Consider the following 17,234-nt stretch of genomic DNA (forward strand, 5'->3'; position numbering starts at 1 on the left):
TTGCGGCTACTCCGGGAGCGGCCCGTGGTTGCCCTGGATGTGTTCGAACACCAGCGTGGTTTCCGTATGGCCCACCACCGGATCGGTAGCCAGGTTGTCCAGCACCCAGTCCCGCAAATCCTCGGTAGTGGCAACGGCGATGTGCAGCAGGTAATCCACGGAGCCCGAGGTATGGAAAGTGGACAGCACTGCCGGCAGGTGCGGGACGCGTGCGGTAAAGCGGTCGATCTGGTCCCGGTCGTGCGCGCGCAGCCGGACTGCGACCAAGGCCTGCACGGACCTGCCGATGGATGACAGGTTGAGCTTCGCCTCGAAACCCTGCACGATGCCCCGCTCCGTCAGGGCACGGGTCCGCATCAGCGCTGTGGAGGGAGCGATGCCCACCAGTTCGGCAAGCTGCTTGTTGGAGATCCTTGCATCCTCCACCAGCGCGGCAAGAAGGCGTTCGTCGATGGCATCAAGGGGCTCCAGATGCACTCCCGGCCTGACGTTCCTGGCATTCGTGCTCACGGCGGCTCCTCCAAAAGTTCCTGCGTTCATCCTAGACGCAGGCGGTCCCGTTCAGGCCGCGCCGCCGGCTTCCCTGGGAGGGGCGGCAGGAGAAACAGCAGGATGGACGACGGCGACAGTCACCGCGGTGAGGCAGGCGAGGACCATGACGGCGGCGGCCAGGGCATTCCAGCCATAAGCCTGGAAAAGCAGGCCCCCGGCCCAGCCGATCAAACTTGACCCCAGATAGTAGGCAAGGTTGTACAGCGAGGCCGCCTGCGCCCGTCCGGTGCTGGCGATGGCACCGGTCCAGCCCGCGCCGATGCTGTGCGCCGCAAAGAAGCCGCCGGTGAAAACCACGAGCCCTGCGAGGATCAGCACCAGCGAGGGCGCCAGGGTAAGGGCGAGGCCCGCCGTCGACAGGGCAAGACCGGTGAGCAGCACGTTGCGGCGTCCAAAGCGCATGGTGAGCCCCGCAGCCCAGCGGGAGGTGAAAGTCCCGGACAGGTAGGCCAGGAAAATGAGGCTGATGACCGTGGTTGGCAGGCTGAAGGGCGCTCCCGAGAGCCGGAACCCCAGGTAGTTGTAGACAGCCACGAAGCCGCCCATCATCAGGAAAGCCTGGATGTAGAGGGCCAGCAGCCGGATGTTGCGCAAGTGGCCGCCCAGGGTGCGCGCAGCTCCGCGAAGGCCGGAGGCCTTTACGGCGGTAAATCCCCGGGCCCGCGGCACCAGCAGCAGGAAAGCGACCGCGGCGAGGGTGGCCAGAATGGACACGGCCAGGGCGGCGGCACGCCAGCCCCACAGCTCCCCGGCGGGCCCGGCCACCAGCCGGCCGGCCAGGCCGCCCAGCGTGGTGCCTGCTACGTAGCTTCCGGCTGCCACCGCTGCGTGGGCCTTGGTGACCTCCTCGTTGAGGTACGCGATCGCGATGGCCGGGATCCCGCCGAGGGCCATCCCTTCGAGGAGCCGCAGGCTGAGGAGCATGGCGAAGCTGGTGGACAGGGGAACCAGCAGGCCCAGTACGGTGGCCACCGAGATTCCCCACGTCATGGCCTTGACCCTGCCAATCCGGTCCGCGAGGAAGGACCAGGGGATCACTGTGACCGCCAGCCCCACGGTGGCCAGGGAGATGGTGAGCGCCGCCTCTGCGGCCGTAATCTGCAGGTCTGTGGCAAGGATCGGAAGGACGGCCTGGGTGGAATACAACTGGGCAAAGGTGGCCACCCCGGCAAAGGCCAGGCCGGCGATGATCCGGCCATACGCCGTCGAGCCTTTCGCGTGCCCCTCCCAGCCCGCCGGGGAGGTGGGGTGGCCTGGATGCGGAAGGCTGTGGGGCATCTGGCAAGCGTAGTGCCGCCACAGGAACGCCTCCAATGCATCTTTTGTGCCAGACTCATATCAAATTGGGAACGATCGCCCGCCACCGGCGGACCAGGAGGAGCATGGAGCCCGACCACAAACAGCTGGTGCAGCTTCTTCCACTCCTGCCGCTGCTGGCCGAACTGGGCCGGACCGAGCATGTCACCGAAACCGCCGAACTCCTCGGAGTACCCCAGTCCACGGTGAGCAGGGCACTGGCACGGGCCAGCGTCGTCGTCGGCACCGAACTCCTGGTGAGGGACGGCAGGGGAGTGCGCCTCACCCCCGCTGCCCGGTCCCTGTTGCCGTATATCGAAAGGGCACTGACCGAGTTCCAGGCCGGGCTGGACGTGGTCCGCAACGAGTCCGATGTGGTCCGCGGCAGGATCTCCGTCTCGTTCCAGCACACCTTTGGCGAGTCCACGCTCCCGCTCCTCATCAGCGCCTTCCGCAGCCATCACCCGGGCGCAGTTTTTACGCTGAGCCAGGGAGCTCGGGACTCCTGCCTGGCCGAGCTGGTGGCCGGAGATGCCGACCTTGCCCTGACTGCACCCGTTGCCGCGGCAGGCCGCAACCTGCTCTCCGCCGCGCTCTACCGGGAACCCTTGCGCCTGGTGGTCCACCACACCCACCCGCTCGCGGGCAGTCCAATGGCCTCGGTCGCTGATATCCGCTCCGACCCGTTTGTGGCGCTCGGTCCCGGTTACGGCCTGCGCTCGCTGACCGATGCCTTGTTCCGTGAGGCCGGGTACCGTCCCCGCATCGCCTTCGAAAGCCAGGATTCGCACACTGCCCGGGGCCTTGTCTCGGCCGGGCTCGGGGTGAGCATCCTGCCGCCGGGTGACGACGCTCCCGGCCGGAACGTCAGCACGGAAACGGGCAACCTCGGCTGGGTGGAAGTGCCCCTTGACTCGGCCCTGGCCTTCCGTGATGTTGGCCTGAGCTGGCGGCAGCGCAGGGCCGAGATTGAACCGGCAGCTGTCCGGTTGTTTCGGGAAATGGTCCTCGCGGAGGGGCCGGATCTCCTGGCGGGGCTGGTGCAGCGGCGGTCCCGGCTGGCTGGCGCCGGCTGGCCCGGCACGGACGTCCGGTAACCCTGTGGCCAGTACTCTTGTGACGTGACGAACACCGAAAACCCCTCCGCCCGGCCCGCTCATCCGCTGACGCCGCCCCCCGACCTGCCACGCGGCGTGATCATCGGCCTGGATATCGGCGGGACCAAGACCCGCGGAGTCCGCTTCGAAAACGGGACCCCGGTAGCGGATGAGTCCGCAGGCAGTTCGAACGTGCAGAACGTCACCCGCGATGAGGCAGCCCGCAACCTGGCCAGCCTTTTCGCCCGGATTGGCGGGGGCGATGTGTCCCACGTGTACGCAGGGTCGGGCGGCATCGATACGGATGAGGACGCGGCGGCCCTTGCTGCGCTGATCGAACCGCACGTTCCCGGCGCCCGGATCACCGTGGTCCATGATTCGCGGCTGCTGCTCGCTGCCGGCAATGCCAGCACAGGCGTGGCGGTGATCGCCGGCACGGGATCAGCGGCGTGGGGCAGGAATGCCGACGGCGGCGAGGCCAGGGCGGGCGGTTGGGGCTACCTTCTCGGGGATGAAGGCAGCGGTTATTGGCTGGGCCGCGAAGCAGTGCGCCACAGCCTGCGGCGGATGAACCAGGGCCTTCCGGTGGATCAGCTGACTGCCGCCCTGCTGCAGTCCTGCGGTGTGGACCACCCCAACAAACTGATTGCGCTGTTCCACTCCCCGGATACCGGCCGCCGCTTCTGGGCGCAGCAGGCCCGGCACGTGGTGGAAGCCGCAGCGGCAGGGCATCTGGCAAGCCAGGAACTCCTGGAGCATGCAGGCCGGGACCTAGCCGCGCTGGCGCTGCAGGTACTGCAGCAGCTGGGCATCCCCGGGTCCCGTCATCCTGGGCAGCGGCTTGGGCATGAACGTCGTGCCCCTTCAGGAGGCATTCCGGCGGCACCTGGCGAAAGCCGGCGTGACGGATGTCCGAATCCTGGATCGGGACCCGGTGTTCGGCGTGCTGCAGCTGCTGGCAGAACAGGCCTAAGCCGCTACACAGCCCGCTTCCGCGGCGTGAGCCGCACTGCGGGCAGCGGCGGAGCAGGGATGCGGCCCGCCTCGGCGCCGGCGTCAGGACCGTGCCCCGGGACCAGACCGTAGCGGGCCGTTGCCATGTCCCTGTCCTGCAGTGATGCCTGTGCTTCCCAGGCATCACGGGCCTGCTCGACTTCATCGTGGGTGCGTCCTACAAAGTTCCACCACATCAGGAGCTCCTCTTGGAACGGCTCGCCGCCGATCAGGAGGAAACGGGTGCCAGGCATCGCCTCGACCCGGAGTTCCCGGCGGCCGGTGCCGAGGTAGCCCAGCGGTCCCGGCGGAACGTCCTGCCCGTCCAGCGTCAGCCCACCGTCGAGCACCAGGATGCCGTGTTCGAAGTGCTCGTTGAGGGGGAGCACTGCACTTCCCTCAACGGAAACGACCGCTCCCACAATGGGTGAATACATGGTGGCCGGTGAGGCAACACCGCCCAATTCGCCCACCATGAGGGTGGCGGTGAAGCCGTCGCCGGCAACTTGAGGAAGGTCGCGGTGCTGTTCAAAAGCCGGCTGCCGGTGCCGTTGCCCGTCCGGAAGCGCTACCCACAGCTGGAGGCCGCGCTGCAGTGGCAGCCCGCCCTCCGGCGGCAGCACGGTAAACTCGGAATGGGAAACGCCGTGCCCGGCCGTCATGATGTTCAGCTCGCCCGGCCTCACCACCACGTCACTGCCCACGCTGTCCCGGTGCCGGATAGTCCCGGCCAGCGGCCAGGTCACCGTCTGGAGCCCGATGTGCGGGTGCGGAAGCACGGACATGGCTGTCCGGTCCGGGCCAAAACTGTCTAAAAAGCACCAGGCGCCGATGGTCGGAAGCCCGCGCTGGGGCAGCGTCCGCTGGACATTCATGGCGCGCACCCCGCCCAGCGGTACTTCACGTTCGGGCCACAGCTGCAGGCAGGGGCCGGAGCTCCCTTCCGGGCTCGCCGGCGGGCAGACTTCCTGCTGGGGGGAAACTTCCAAGTTGGTCACCTCCCCACTTTAGGCCGGGTGACCAGCCTGCGGTATGTCCTGCCCGGCCACGTGCCCGCTGTTCGCCAGAACACCCCCCATCCGGCAGAGGACCGGCCCCGAATAGTTACAGTAGGGATTCCTTTGCCCGAATTGGGGTGCGCTGCAGGTGTTGCAACGTCCGGTTTGGGTTACCGTAACTATCAGCGTGCTGTGACAATTTCGCGTTGCTTTCCGAAGCCGTCCAACAGAACAGGTAAGTCCGCACCATGGACCAGGCCATGATCGAGTTTCAGAGCGTCACCAAGCAGTACCAGGGCGGACAGCCGGCCGTGGACCAGCTCACCATGTCCATCAGCCCAGGCTCCATCACCGTCTTTGTCGGGCCCTCCGGCTGCGGAAAGACCACCTCGCTGCGCATGATCAACCGCATGGTCGAGCCCACTTCGGGTGTCATTACGGTGGCGGGCAAGGATGTCACCTCGGTCCCCGCCCCGGAGCTGCGGCGTTCCATGGGTTACGTCATGCAGTCTTCCGGACTCCTGCCTCACCGCTCGGTGCTGGACAACATCGCTACCGTGCCTAGGCTGAACGGTGTGGCCAGGTCCGACGCAAGGAAACGCGCCGAGGAACTGCTCGACGTCGTCGGCCTGGCCCCCGCCTTGGGGAAGCGCTACCCATCACAGCTCTCCGGCGGCCAGCAGCAGCGCGTGGGCGTGGCCCGGGCACTCGCCGCCGATCCACCTGTCCTCCTTATGGATGAACCCTTCAGCGCCGTGGATCCCGTAGTCCGCGACGAACTTCAGCAGGAACTCCTGCGGCTCCAGAAGGACCTGGCCAAAACCATCGTTTTCGTCACCCACGACATCGACGAGGCCACAACCCTGGGCGATAAGGTGGCCGTCTTTGCCACCGGCGGGAAGCTCGCGCAGTACGCCACGCCGGAGGAGATCCTGCGGGCGCCGGCCAACGACTTCGTGGCTGCCTTTGTTGGGCGGGACCGCGGGTTCCGCCACCTGGGATTCACACCGTCCGACGGCGTGACCGTGCACCAGGTTCCGACGGTGGTGCGCGGTCCCCACGGCAGTTTCGACTCCCATTCCACGGCCGCCGGCTGGCAGCTCGTGGTGGATGCCAACGGGCGTCCGTTGGGCTGGACCGGCCCCGGAAACGGCGGCGGTCTCATTCCCGGCGGATCACTCTTCCGCCCGGGTGAAAGCTTGCGCCGCGCCCTTGACGCGGCCCTGTCCTCACCGTCCGGCCTCGGCGTGGCCGTTGACACCGAGGGCCGGGTACTCGGCGTCGTCAGGGGCGGTGAAGTCCTGGCCCTCATCGAAGAGGCGCGCCAGGTCAGGCAGGCTGCGCTCTGATGGAGTGGTTCCTCGCGAACAGCGGCATGGTCCTGGAACGGGCCGGCCAGCATATGGTGCTGGCACTGGTGCCCATGGTCCTGGGACTGGCGATCTCCATTCCGTTGGCGCAGCTGGCGCGGCAGCACCCGCTGCTCCGCTCGGTGGTGCTCACGGCGTCGTCGCTGCTCTACACGATTCCTTCGCTGGCACTGTTCATCATCCTGCCCACCGTCCTGGGGACCAGGATCCTTGACCCACTCAACGTGGTGGTGGCCCTGACCATCTACGCGGTGGCACTGCTGGTCCGGGCTGCCCTGGACGCCTTCGACTCGGTGGACAAAGACGTCAGCCAGGCCGCCGTCGCCATGGGGCACAAGCCGTTCGCCCGGTTCCTGCGGGTGGATCTCCCGTTGTCCCTTCCCGTACTCTTCGCCGGCCTCCGGGTGGTTTCGGTCAGCAACATCTCGCTGGTCAGTGTGGCTGCCCTGCTGGGCGTGGGAAACCTGGGCATGCTCTTTACCTCGGGGCTGCAGCGGGGCTTCGTAACAGAAATCATGGTGGGCATCGTTGCCATCCTGGTCCTCGCGCTGCTGATGGACGCCATCCTGGTCCTGCTCGAGCGGCTGCTCACTCCGTGGGAGCGGGCCGGGCAAGGACGCGCGCCACAGCCGGCCGGCGGCACTGCAGCAGAGCCCGTCGCCGCGGCCCGCCGCCTCTCCGCACCGAAAACTGGAGGTGGAAACGCATGAGCAACGTCTTCTCCGACACCTTCGCCTGGCTGGCCGACCCGCTGCACTGGACCGGGACCGCCGGCATCCCCGCCAGGCTGGGCGAGCACCTGCAATACACGGGGCTCGTGATGCTGATCGCCACCGCCATTGCCGTCCCGGTCGGCCTCTACGTCGGCCACACCGGCAGGGGCAGGGTGGCCATCGTGGCGCTCGCCGGTGCTTTGCGGGCCCTTCCCACACTGGGCCTGCTCACGCTGTTTGTCCTGCTGGCCGGAATTGGACTGATGCCTCCCGTCTGGGCGCTGGTGATCCTCACCGTGCCGCCCCTCCTGGCCGGAACCTATGCCGGCATTTCCAGCGTGGACCGCAACGTGGTGGACGCCGCCCGCGCCATGGGGATGACCGAACTCCAGGTCCTGTTCCGGGCCGAACTGCCCAACGCCCTGACGGTGATGTTCGGCGGTTTCCGGACAGGTGTGCTGCAGGTGATCGCCACCGTCTCCGTGGTGGCCTACATCAACCTGGGCGGCCTGGGCCGGTACCTGTTCGACGGACTCGTCCTCAGCGACTTCCCGCAGATGCTTGGAGGATCGTTGCTGATCGCCGCACTGGCCATCAGCATCGATCTTGTCCTTGCCCTATTCCAGAGGCTGTTCCTGACAACAGGGGCCTCGAAGCAGTCCCACCGCAGTCAGCAGGCTGCGGTCGATCTCACAGACCCCGTTGTCGCGGAGACTGTGGCACAAGGAGGTAAGTCATGAAAGAAAGCCGACCACAAGGCTTTGGCAGGCGGGCATTCGGCGGGGTGGCCGCTGGAATCGGCCTGGCCCTGGCGCTGTCCGCCTGCGGTGGATCGTCCGATCCGCTCAGCGACGCCCCGGCAACCAGCGGCACGGCGTCCGGGGGAGCTACCTCCCTGGTGATAGGTTCCGCGGACTTCCCCGAGAGCCAGATCATCGCCGAGCTTTACGCAGGGGCGCTGAATGCAGCTGGCGTCACGGCCACCACCAAGCCGAATATCGGCTCCCGCGAGGTTTACTTCAAGGCCGTCCAGGACGGGTCGGTGGACGTGATTCCGGACTACACCGGCAACCTCCTGCTGCATGTTGACAAGGAAGCCAAGGAGGTCTCGGCGGACGAGATCGCCAAGGCCCTGCCGGACAAGCTGCCCGACGGCCTCGCCGTGCTGGAGGCTGCCAAGGCCGAGAACAAGGACGCCATGGTGGTCACCAAGGCAACAGCGGAGAAGTACCAGCTAAAGTCCATCGAGGACCTGGCCAAGGTCTGCAGCGAGATTGTGGTGGGAGCCCCGGCCACCTTCGCTGAGCGCGCCTACGGGCTGCCCGGCCTGAAGAGCAACTACAACTGCGAGCCCAAGAAGCTGGAGCCCTTCAGCGACGGCGGCGGCCCGGTGACGCTCAAGGCACTGCTTGAAGACCAGGTGCAGGTGGCGGACATCTACACCACCACCCCGTCCATCACCGACAACGACCTGGTGGTCCTCGAGGACCCGAAGAACAACTTCATCGCCCAGCAGGTCATCCCGCTCTACAACGAGGCGAAGATGACGGACAAGGCAAAGGAAGCGCTCAACTCGGTTTCGAGGATCCTCACCACCGAGGACCTGGTCAACCTCAACCGTGCAGTCAGCGGCAGCCAAAAACAGGGCGCCAAGGAAGCGGCTGATGCCTGGCTCAAGGACAAGGGCATCGTCAAGTAGGATTTCGTCCTGATACCAGTACGACGGCGGCTGCCGGACTTCGCGGGGTCTCTGACCTCCCTGTCCGGCAGCCGCCGTCGTAATTCCGTGGGTGGTGAGTCGCCGGCACGGCGCGGGCAGGGTGTGGCTGACGTCTCAACGGAAGCCCATCCTTACTGTGGCATATTTGATGGATGGCAGAATTCAAGCAGTCCACGAAGCTCAACAACGTCCTTTACGACATCCGTGGACCGATTCTTCAGGCCGCCCAGCAGATGGAGGCGGAGGGCCACCGGATCCTCAAGCTGAACATCGGCAATCCGGCCCCTTTTGGCTTCGAAGCGCCGGACGCCATCCTGGTGGACATGATCCGCCACCTGCCGCACGCCCAGGGCTACAGCGATTCCCGGGGCATCTTCTCCGCCCGGACCGCCGTCTCGCAGTACTACCAGACCCGCGGCATCCAGAACATCCACGTGGACGATATCTACCTGGGCAACGGCGTCAGCGAGCTCATCACCATGTCCTTGATGGCCCTGCTCGACGACGGTGACGAGGTCCTGATCCCCACGCCCGATTACCCGCTGTGGACCGCATCCGTGGCGCTCGCCAGCGGAAAGCCGGTGCACTACCTTTGCGACGAGGAATCCGGCTGGCAGCCCGACCTTGAGGACATGGAAGCCAAGATCACGCCGCGGACCAAGGGCATCGTGGTCATCAACCCGAACAACCCCACCGGCGCCGTCTACCCGGAAAAGACGCTGAAGAGGATTGTGGCCCTCGCCGAAAAGCACGGGCTGGTGATCTTCGCTGACGAGATCTACGAGAAGATCCTGTACGAGGACGCCGTCCATGTAAATCTTGCCAAGCTCACCGGCGACCACGTCCTGTGCCTGACCTTCAGCGGGCTGTCCAAGGCCTACCGCGTGTGCGGGTACCGCGCCGGCTGGATGGCCATATCCGGTCCCAAGAAGGACGCGGCGGATTACCTTGAGGGCATCAGCCTCCTGGCGAATATGCGCCTCTGCGCAAATGTGCCCGCCCAGCACGCCATCCAGACGGCGCTTGGCGGCTACCAGAGCATTAACGACCTGATCCTGCCTGGCGGGCGGCTGCTGGAGCAGCGCAATAAGGCCTACGACATGTTGAACGCCATCCCCGGCGTCAGTACCCAGCAGGCACGCGGCGCCCTTTACCTCTTCCCCCGGCTGGACCCCGAGGTCTACCACATCCGGGACGACGAGAAGTTTGTCCTGGACCTCCTTCGGGAGCAGAAGATCCTGGTTTCCCACGGCCGCGCCTTCAACTGGGTACGCCCGGACCACTTCCGCATGGTCACCCTGCCCAACGTCAAGGACATCGAAGAGGCAGTCGGGCGGATGGGGGACTTCCTAAGCAGGTATCAGGGGAACTAGCCTGTGGACACGGGCGATTCGGTCCCGTGAACCTTCGCGGAAAGGATTCCCCATGGCCGGCGTCGTCCAATTCGACCAGCACCCCTCCGAGACCCTTCGGGCGGGGGAGGGGTTCTCGCTGGCAAACGTTGATCCAGACTCCACGCCCGGCTACAGGGGCAGCAAGGCAGACGGAAAGGCCCTCCTGGCGGACCTGGACGACGAGCTGGGCGAGTTGCAGGAGAAGCTTTTTGCGGAGTCACGCTTCGGCGGACGGAAGCGGATCCTCCTGATCCTGCAGGCGATGGACACGGCAGGCAAGGGCGGAATCGTAAACCACGTCATGGCCGCCACCGATCCCCAAGGCATCCAGTTCAAGGCTTTCAAGGCTCCGACGGATGAGGAGAAGTCCTACGACTTCCTGTGGCGGATCGAGAAGGAAGTGCCAGCAGCGGGAATGATGGGCGTATTCGACCGCTCCCATTACGAGGACGTGCTGATCCACCGCGTCCACGGCTGGGCCAGCCCCGATGAGATCAAACGCCGCTATGTGGCAATCAATGAGTTTGAGGGACGTCTGGCAGACTCGGGGACCAAAGTCGTCAAGGTGATGCTCCACATCAGCGGGGAAGAGCAGAAGGCGCGGCTGCTGGCCCGGCTGGACGACCCGGCCAAGCACTGGAAGTACAGCCGGGGCGACCTCGATGAGCGGGCGTTCTGGGAGGACTATATGGATGCGTACCAGGCGGCCATCGATGAAACGAGCACTCCGGACGCGCCCTGGCACGTGGTTCCGGCCAACAAGAAGTGGTACGCCCGGATCGCAGTGCAGCAGCTGCTCCTGGGGGCACTGGCCGGGCTGAACCTTGAGTGGCCCAAGGCCGAGTTCGACGTCGCCACGGAGCGGGAGCTGATCATCCGATCCTGAGCATGGTGTCTACATCGGCTGGTCGCGGGCAGCGGCCAGCCGCTTCCGTGCCCCTTCCAGCCACTCCTCGCAGCGCGCCGCCAAGGCTTCGCCGCGTTCCCACAGGGCCAGGGATTCCTCAAGGCTGACGCCTCCCGCTTCCAGCCTGCCCACCACGGCGACGAGCTGTTCGCGCGCTTCCTCATAGCTCAGCGCTGCGACGTCGTTTCCTGGCTTTTGCTCAGTCATTGGATTCTCCGGTTTCCGATTTGTGCTGTTCAAGTGCGCCCGTGGAGGTTGCGCCGAAGCGGCCTTCTGCAACCCGGACCGAGAGCGGCGTTCCCGCCGGCGCCTCGGCCGGGCGGCGCACTACCGCATGCCCTGAGCTGCCGCGGCTTGCGGCCAGGGCATCTGAGAGCTCGACGACCGCGTAGCCCCGGTCGAGCGTTTTCTGCGGTGACAGCGCACGCACCTGGGCTCTCAGGTGCTCCAGCTGGTCGGCTGCGCGCACCACGGTGGAGCTCACCGCCGCGGAAGACCTACGGAGCAGCCGCTCAATCTCGTCCGAGCGGATGGTCACCAGGGCCTCGGGCGCAGCCAGTACCGGCCTTGAGCGGAGGGACGCCAGGCGGTCCGTTTCCCTGTCCACAAGGCGTTCCATGCACCGGCGCAGCTGCTCCCGGGCCTGGCGCACCCCTGCCAGTTCTTCGGATACTTCGGGCACAATCCGCTTGGCGGCGTCCGTGGGGGTGGAGGCGCGAAGATCGGCGACGTCGTCCAGCAGCGGCCTGTCCGCCTCATGGCCAATGGCACTCACCACCGGGGTGGCGGCGGCCGCCACGGCGCGGATGAGTTCTTCGCTGTTGAAGGGCAGCAGGTCTTCCAGGGCGCCGCCGCCGCGGGCGATAACAATAACGTCAACCTCTGGCCGGGAGTCCAGCTCCCGAAGGGCACGGACCACCTGGGACACGGCAGTGTTGCCCTGGACAGCCACTTCGCGGATTTCAAACTCCACGGCGGGCCAGCGCAGGGCGGCGTTCCGCAGGATGTCCTTTTTGGCGTCCGAGTCGCGGCCGGTGATGAGGCCGATGCGGTGCGGCAGGAGGGGCAGCGGCTTCTTGCGGGAGTCCGAAAAAAGCCCCTCGGCGGCGAGTGCCTGGCGCAGGCGCTCGATCCGGGCGAGAAGATCGCCCAGGCCCACAGGCCTGATGTCCCGGACCAGCATGTTCAACCTGCCCGTCTTGATCCAGAACTCCGGCTTCAGCAGGGCCACTACCCGGGAACCGCGCTCCAGCGGCAAATTCTGGCGCTCCAGCACTTTGGTCCACACCGAAGCAGGCAGCGAAACTTCGGCGTCAACGTCCCGCAAGGTGAGGTAGGCGTTGGTGCCGCGCCGGTTCAGTTCGATGACCTGGCCTTCAACCCACGCCGACGGGGTGCGGTCGATGTGGGCTTTCAGCTTCTGCGAGAGGAGCTGCAGCGGCCAGGGATTGTCCGGGGTGGTTTCCGCCGCCGTCGCCGGGAGGGTGGGGGGCGCTGCCATCTTCTGCCCGGAAACCGGAAGGGAGGTCTGTTCAGACATACGGGCTCCCTTGCGGAGCTGGAGCTGCGGGCATGGGGTCCTTTGTCTGTTGTGCGGCGGTCTGTTGTGCGGCGGTCTGTTGTGCAGCGGTCATTCAACCTTATCCATAAGCTGTAGCACGCGGGGCTGACAGTGGCGGGCCGGATTGCCCGCCTAGGATGGGTGGACCGCCATCGACCTGAAGGACCTGCTGTGCGCACTTTTGTTTCCGCTGCTGCCACCTTGCTGGCCGTACTGCTTGCTGCTGTGGCAGTGCCGGCCATCTGGCTGGATCGCAACATCGTCCAGGAGCAGGGTTTCGTGGAACTGGCGGCGCCGCTGGGCAGGAACTCGGAGTTCCAGCAGGGACTGGCAGCGGCGGCGATCGGGACAATCGACACCAGCGCCGTCCCGGGCTTCCTCTCGGACCTGGTCCGGCCCGTGCTGGAAGGTGCCGCAGAGTCCCTGACCGGTCTTCCCGGCTACTCCGCTGCGTGGGAAGAAACGCTGCGGAAAAGCCACCGCCTGAGTTTCGCAGGTACAGGTGCCGGCGCTGAAGCACCCGCCTCCTCCCTGACCCTCGACGTCGCGCCCTTGGTGGCGCTGGGCGCCGAGGAAATATCACGCACCACCCGAATTCCCCTGGATCCGCCGGAGGAGACGCTTATCAGCGTGGGTCAGCCCGAGCAGAAGGAATGGACCGAGCGACTCAGTACCTATGCCCCGGCCGGCTACCTGTTGGCCGGGGGATCGGCGGTGGCGCTGCTGCTTGCCTTCGTAGCCGCCCGCCGCCGCTGGACGGTACTCGTGGGTGCAGGAGCTGGCGCGTTGCTGCTGGCGGCTCTCTGGGCGTACGGCGCGCAGTTGGGTTCTGCTGCCGTGCTGGCAGCTGACAGCGGCAACGAGGTGGCGAACATGTTCCGGAACGAGTTCGTAGCGGCGTCTTCCGCCGACTTCCAGACGTGGACCCTGGCAGCGGCAATCACCGGTGGGGTATTACTGCTGGTGGGGATTGTGGCAGGCCTCATAGCGCGAAAGCGGACGCGGGCAAACCGGTAGAATCGAGTAATGACCCCCTCAGCTGTTTCCCTTTCGATGCCCACTATCCCGCGTAGGCGCCGCTCTCCTGAGGAAGTAGCTGCTGCAGCCCCCGTATCCGGAACCAAGAAGGTGCTGCTTGCTGCTCCCCGTGGGTACTGCGCCGGCGTTGACCGTGCCGTCATCGCCGTCGAGAAGGCCCTGGAGCACTACGGCCCGCCGGTGTATGTGCGCAAGCAGATTGTGCACAACGTCCACGTGGTCAGCTCACTGGAGGAGCAGGGCGCCATCTTCGTTGACGAAACCGACGAAGTGCCCGAGGGCGCACTGGTGATTTTTTCTGCCCACGGTGTATCGCCGGCCGTGGTCCAGTCCGCTGAGGATCGTGGCCTGCGCACCATCGACGCCACGTGCCCGCTGGTGACCAAGGTCCACAAGGAAGCCGTACGGTTCGCGAAGGACGATTTCGACATCCTGCTGATCGGCCACGACGGCCACGAGGAAGTCGAAGGCACCGCAGGTGAAGCTCCGGAACACATCCAGATCATCAATGGCCCGCACGAAGTGGACCAGGTGACGGTGCGGGATCCGGAAAAGGTCATCTGGCTATCACAGACCACCCTCAGCGTTGACGAAACCATGGAAACGGTCCGTCTGTTGAAGGATCGGTTCCCCACCCTGCAGGACCCGCCCAGCGACGACATCTGCTACGCCACCACCAACCGCCAGGTGGCCATCAAGAAGATCTCACCCCAGGCCGACCTGGTCATCGTGGTGGGGTCGGCCAACTCCTCCAACTCCGTAAGGCTGGTGGAGGTTGCACTTGAATACGGGGCGAAGGCCTCGTATCGGGTGGACTTCGCCAATGAAGTGGACGAGGCCTGGTTCGAAGGCGTCGCAACCGTTGGCGTGACGTCCGGGGCATCCGTACCCGAAGTGCTGGTGCAGGACGTCCTCCGCCTGCTGGCGGACTACGGCTACGGCTCGGTTGAGGAAGTGGTCACCGCCGAAGAAGACCTCCTCTTCTCGCTGCCCAAGGAGCTCCGGGCCACCCTGAAGCAGGCCGGCGATGTCAGCCGTGCCCTGGGTGGACGACGCCCGCGCAGCTAACGGTTAGAAGTGGGAAGGGTCTGGCAGCTGCGGCTGCCAGACCCTTCTCGTATCCAAAAGCAGTTGTCCCGGAGTTCTGGGCCGGGAATCCCTACCCGGCGTCCGCCCTCACGCGGCCTCGTCCTCGCTCTGGAGTTCGGGGGCGGCCAGCGCGCGCGGCGTAACCTCCACAACCGGAGGAGTGACCAGGCCGGATTCCTCCAGCGTGTTCAACTTCCGGGCAGTGGGAAGGACACGCGCTTCCAGCGTCCCCACCATTGAGTTGTAACGGTCCACGGACGTCTTCAGGGCTGAGCCCAGCTTGGTGACGTTTTCGCCCAGGGTCCCCATCCGGTCGTACAGCTGCCTGGCGAGGTCGAAGAGTTCGCGGGCGCTGTCGGTAAGGACGTCCTGCCGCCAGGTGAAGGCAACAGATTTCAGCACGGCCAGCAGCGTGCTTGGCGAGGCCAAAACCACATTCCGGGACAGCGCATGGTCCAGGAGTTCGGCGTCCGCCATGAGTGCCGCGGCCAGGATCGATTCAGCCGGGATGAAGCAGATCACCAGCTCAGGGGAGTTGCCGGGGATATCCCAGTACCTCTTGTTGCTGAGTGAGTCCACGTGGGCGCGCAGGGCCTTCGCGTGGGCAGCCAAAAGCGCCTGCTGGGAGCGGCGGTCTGTATTCAAGGCCGGCCCGGCCTGTACTGCGCGCGAGTCCATGGACGCACCGAGCTCCTGGGCTTCGAGGTAGGCCGACAGGGGGACCTTTGCATCCACCACCAACTGCTTCTCGCCGGGCAGTTGGACCACCAGGTCCGGCCGGACTGACGACTCGCTGCCGGAGCTGTGGACCTGCTCGATAAAGTCGACATGCCGCAGCATTCCAGACGCCTCCACCACGCGCCGCAACTGAACCTCGCCCCACTGCCCGCGCGCGCTGTTGGACCGCAGCGCGGACTCCAGGGCGTGCGTGGACCGGATCAGCTGTTCATCAGAGAGCCGGGCCTCCTGCAGCTGCTGGGCGAGCTGGCCGTACTGTTCCAGCCGGTCGCGCTCCAGGAGGGCCACCTGCTGCTGCACTGCGGTCAATTTCTCGGCCACGGGCGCCAGTGCTCGGAGCACGCTGCCGTCCTGGGACCGCGATTCGCCCAGCTCCCGGTTCTGTGCAGCCAAAAGACGGCGTTCGGCGTCGGCCGCGGCGAACTGGGCGCTCACCTCCGAAAGCCGCGACGAGACGGCATCGAAGTCCTCTTCGACCGCGCGGCTGTTCCTCCGCAGCGCAAAGTAAGTGGCTGCGGCGCCCGCAAGGGCCCCCAGTAACAGCATGAACAAAGCCAGTATCAGCGCGAATGCATCCATGTGCTCACTGTCGCATGGGGCTGTGACATTTTCCCGAAGCGACATTTCGGCGAGCCAGCCACCGAACCGCCTCCATGCCTGCTGCGGGTAGAATCAATGCTCGTGGCTCTTACTATTGGCATCGTCGGACTGCCCAACGTCGGCAAATCAACCCTCTTCAACGCACTGACCCGCAACCAGGTCCTGGCAGCGAACTATCCGTTCGCCACCATCGAGCCCAACGTGGGCGTTGTCAGCCTGCCGGATCCCCGGCTCAAGCAGCTTGGCGAACTCTTCAACTCCCAGCGCCTGCTGCCGGCCGCGGTCTCCTTCGTGGACATCGCCGGCATCGTCAAGGGCGCCAGCGAGGGCGAAGGCCTCGGGAACCAGTTCCTGGCCAACATCCGCGAGGCAGAAGCCATCGCGCAGGTGGTGCGCGTCTTCGATGATCCCGACGTAATCCACGTCGACGGCAAGGTGGATCCCCGCTCCGACATGGAGACCATCAACACCGAGCTGATCCTCGCGGACCTGCAAACCATCGAAAAAGCCATTCCGCGCATTGAAAAAGAAGTGAAGATCAAGAAGCGCGAGGCTGCGGAGCTGAACGCCATCCTCGCCGCACAGAAGGTCCTTGAGCGCGGCGACACCATCTTCTCCTCCATCAAGAGCGACAAGCTGGAGATGGATCACCTCAAGGAGCTCAGCCTCCTGACGGCCAAGCCTTTCATCTATGTCTTCAATGCTGACGAAGGAATCCTCGGCAGCCCGGAAAAGCAGGAAGAACTGCGTGCCCTCGTGGCCCCGGCCGACTGCATTTTCCTCGACGCCAAGCTTGAGGCCGACCTCGTGGAACTGGACGAGGAAGAGGCCCGGGAGATGCTGGAAATGAACGGCCAGGACGAATCCGGGCTGGACCAGCTGGCCCGGGTCGGCTTCCACACCCTGGGCCTGCAGACCTACCTCACCGCAGGCCCCAAGGAAGCGCGGGCCTGGACCATCCACCGCGGCGATACGGCTCCCCAGGCCGCCGGTGTAATCCACACCGACTTCCAGCGAGGCTTCATCAAGGCGGAAGTAGTCTCTTTCCACGACCTCATCGAAGCGGGGTCCATGGCAGAGGCCAAGTCCCGGGGCAAGGTCAGGATCGAAGGCAAGGAATATATCATGGCCGACGGCGACGTTGTGGAGTTCCGCTTCAACGTATAGG

16 protein-coding genes and 1 pseudogene are annotated in these 17,234 nt (G+C 65.7%); 11 read left to right on the top strand and 6 right to left on the bottom strand.

Features of this window, described 5'->3' with window-relative positions:
- Positions 1-6: 6 nt before the first annotated feature.
- Both QFZ70_RS05370 and QFZ70_RS05375 read right to left on the bottom strand, forming a co-directional pair.
- Positions 7-510 (bottom strand): Lrp/AsnC family transcriptional regulator, encoded by a 504-nt coding sequence (locus QFZ70_RS05370; RefSeq protein WP_307094416.1) that lies wholly within the window; start codon positions 508-510, stop codon positions 7-9.
- Between the two features lie 51 nt (positions 511-561).
- Positions 562-1,830, bottom strand: a complete 1,269-nt coding sequence (locus tag QFZ70_RS05375) for an MFS transporter (RefSeq protein WP_307094417.1) — start codon at positions 1,828-1,830, stop codon at positions 562-564.
- A gap of 104 nt (positions 1,831-1,934) precedes the next feature.
- Here QFZ70_RS05375 and QFZ70_RS05380 point away from each other — a divergent pair, with 104 nt between their 5' ends.
- Together QFZ70_RS05380 and QFZ70_RS05385 are read left to right on the top strand one after the other, a co-directional pair.
- Positions 1,935-2,945, top strand: a complete 1,011-nt coding sequence (locus tag QFZ70_RS05380; protein WP_307094418.1) for a LysR family transcriptional regulator — start codon at positions 1,935-1,937, stop codon at positions 2,943-2,945.
- A 24-nt stretch (positions 2,946-2,969) separates the two neighbouring features.
- Positions 2,970-3,918, top strand: a pseudogene (locus QFZ70_RS05385) (N-acetylglucosamine kinase).
- Between the two features lie 4 nt (positions 3,919-3,922).
- Here the strand turns inward: QFZ70_RS05385 and QFZ70_RS05390 are convergent.
- Positions 3,923-4,936, bottom strand: a complete 1,014-nt coding sequence (locus tag QFZ70_RS05390) for a pirin family protein (protein WP_307094419.1) — start codon at positions 4,934-4,936, stop codon at positions 3,923-3,925.
- A 248-nt stretch (positions 4,937-5,184) separates the two neighbouring features.
- Here QFZ70_RS05390 and QFZ70_RS05395 point away from each other — a divergent pair, with 248 nt between their 5' ends.
- The 6 genes from QFZ70_RS05395 to QFZ70_RS05420 all read left to right on the top strand — a co-directional run bounded on the left by QFZ70_RS05395 (position 5,185) and on the right by QFZ70_RS05420 (position 11,019).
- The gene (locus QFZ70_RS05395) at positions 5,185-6,285 is read left to right on the top strand and encodes an ABC transporter ATP-binding protein (protein WP_307094420.1); all 1,101 of its coding nucleotides are present in this window, start codon (positions 5,185-5,187) and stop codon (positions 6,283-6,285) included.
- The gene (locus QFZ70_RS05400; RefSeq protein WP_307094421.1) at positions 6,285-7,016 is read left to right on the top strand and encodes an ABC transporter permease; all 732 of its coding nucleotides are present in this window, start codon (positions 6,285-6,287) and stop codon (positions 7,014-7,016) included. The genes QFZ70_RS05395 and QFZ70_RS05400 overlap by 1 nt, the downstream gene beginning before the upstream one ends.
- Positions 7,013-7,759: an ABC transporter permease gene (locus QFZ70_RS05405; RefSeq protein WP_307094422.1), complete on the top strand. Its 747-nt coding sequence runs from the start codon at positions 7,013-7,015 to the stop codon at positions 7,757-7,759. The genes QFZ70_RS05400 and QFZ70_RS05405 overlap by 4 nt, the downstream gene beginning before the upstream one ends.
- Positions 7,756-8,718, top strand: coding sequence for an ABC transporter substrate-binding protein (locus QFZ70_RS05410; protein ID WP_307094423.1), 963 nt, complete (start codon positions 7,756-7,758; stop codon positions 8,716-8,718). The genes QFZ70_RS05405 and QFZ70_RS05410 overlap by 4 nt, the downstream gene beginning before the upstream one ends.
- A gap of 173 nt (positions 8,719-8,891) precedes the next feature.
- Positions 8,892-10,112: a pyridoxal phosphate-dependent aminotransferase gene (locus QFZ70_RS05415; protein ID WP_307094424.1), complete on the top strand. Its 1,221-nt coding sequence runs from the start codon at positions 8,892-8,894 to the stop codon at positions 10,110-10,112.
- Between the two features lie 52 nt (positions 10,113-10,164).
- Positions 10,165-11,019, top strand: a complete 855-nt coding sequence (locus tag QFZ70_RS05420; protein ID WP_307094425.1) for a PPK2 family polyphosphate kinase — start codon at positions 10,165-10,167, stop codon at positions 11,017-11,019.
- Between the two features lie 9 nt (positions 11,020-11,028).
- On the opposite strand, the gene QFZ70_RS05425 is transcribed toward QFZ70_RS05420, so the two are convergent.
- Positions 11,029-11,247, bottom strand: a complete 219-nt coding sequence (locus QFZ70_RS05425; RefSeq protein ID WP_307094426.1) for an exodeoxyribonuclease VII small subunit — start codon at positions 11,245-11,247, stop codon at positions 11,029-11,031.
- A complete protein-coding gene (gene xseA / locus QFZ70_RS05430; RefSeq protein WP_307094427.1) occupies positions 11,240-12,580 on the bottom strand; it encodes an exodeoxyribonuclease VII large subunit in 1,341 nt (446 codons plus the stop codon). Before xseA ends, QFZ70_RS05425 begins: the two co-directional genes overlap by 8 nt.
- 192 nt (positions 12,581-12,772) lie before the next feature.
- Between xseA and QFZ70_RS05435 the strand changes: the two genes are divergently transcribed.
- Together QFZ70_RS05435 and QFZ70_RS05440 are read left to right on the top strand one after the other, a co-directional pair.
- The gene (locus QFZ70_RS05435) at positions 12,773-13,618 is read left to right on the top strand and encodes a hypothetical protein (RefSeq protein WP_307094428.1); all 846 of its coding nucleotides are present in this window, start codon (positions 12,773-12,775) and stop codon (positions 13,616-13,618) included.
- Between the two features lie 9 nt (positions 13,619-13,627).
- On the top strand, positions 13,628-14,707 hold the full coding sequence (locus QFZ70_RS05440; RefSeq protein WP_307094429.1) for a 4-hydroxy-3-methylbut-2-enyl diphosphate reductase: 1,080 nt from the start codon (positions 13,628-13,630) through the stop codon (positions 14,705-14,707).
- A 108-nt stretch (positions 14,708-14,815) separates the two neighbouring features.
- On the opposite strand, the gene QFZ70_RS05445 is transcribed toward QFZ70_RS05440, so the two are convergent.
- The gene (locus QFZ70_RS05445; RefSeq protein ID WP_307094430.1) at positions 14,816-16,045 is read right to left on the bottom strand and encodes a DNA recombination protein RmuC; all 1,230 of its coding nucleotides are present in this window, start codon (positions 16,043-16,045) and stop codon (positions 14,816-14,818) included.
- Positions 16,046-16,147: 102 nt separating this feature from the next.
- Between QFZ70_RS05445 and ychF the strand changes: the two genes are divergently transcribed.
- Positions 16,148-17,233, top strand: a complete 1,086-nt coding sequence (ychF, locus tag QFZ70_RS05450) for a redox-regulated ATPase YchF (protein WP_307094431.1) — start codon at positions 16,148-16,150, stop codon at positions 17,231-17,233.
- Position 17,234 lies beyond the last annotated feature (1 nt).

Origin of the sequence: Arthrobacter sp. V1I9 (genome assembly GCF_030817075.1) — a bacterium.
Taxonomy (GTDB): domain Bacteria; phylum Actinomycetota; class Actinomycetes; order Actinomycetales; family Micrococcaceae; genus Arthrobacter.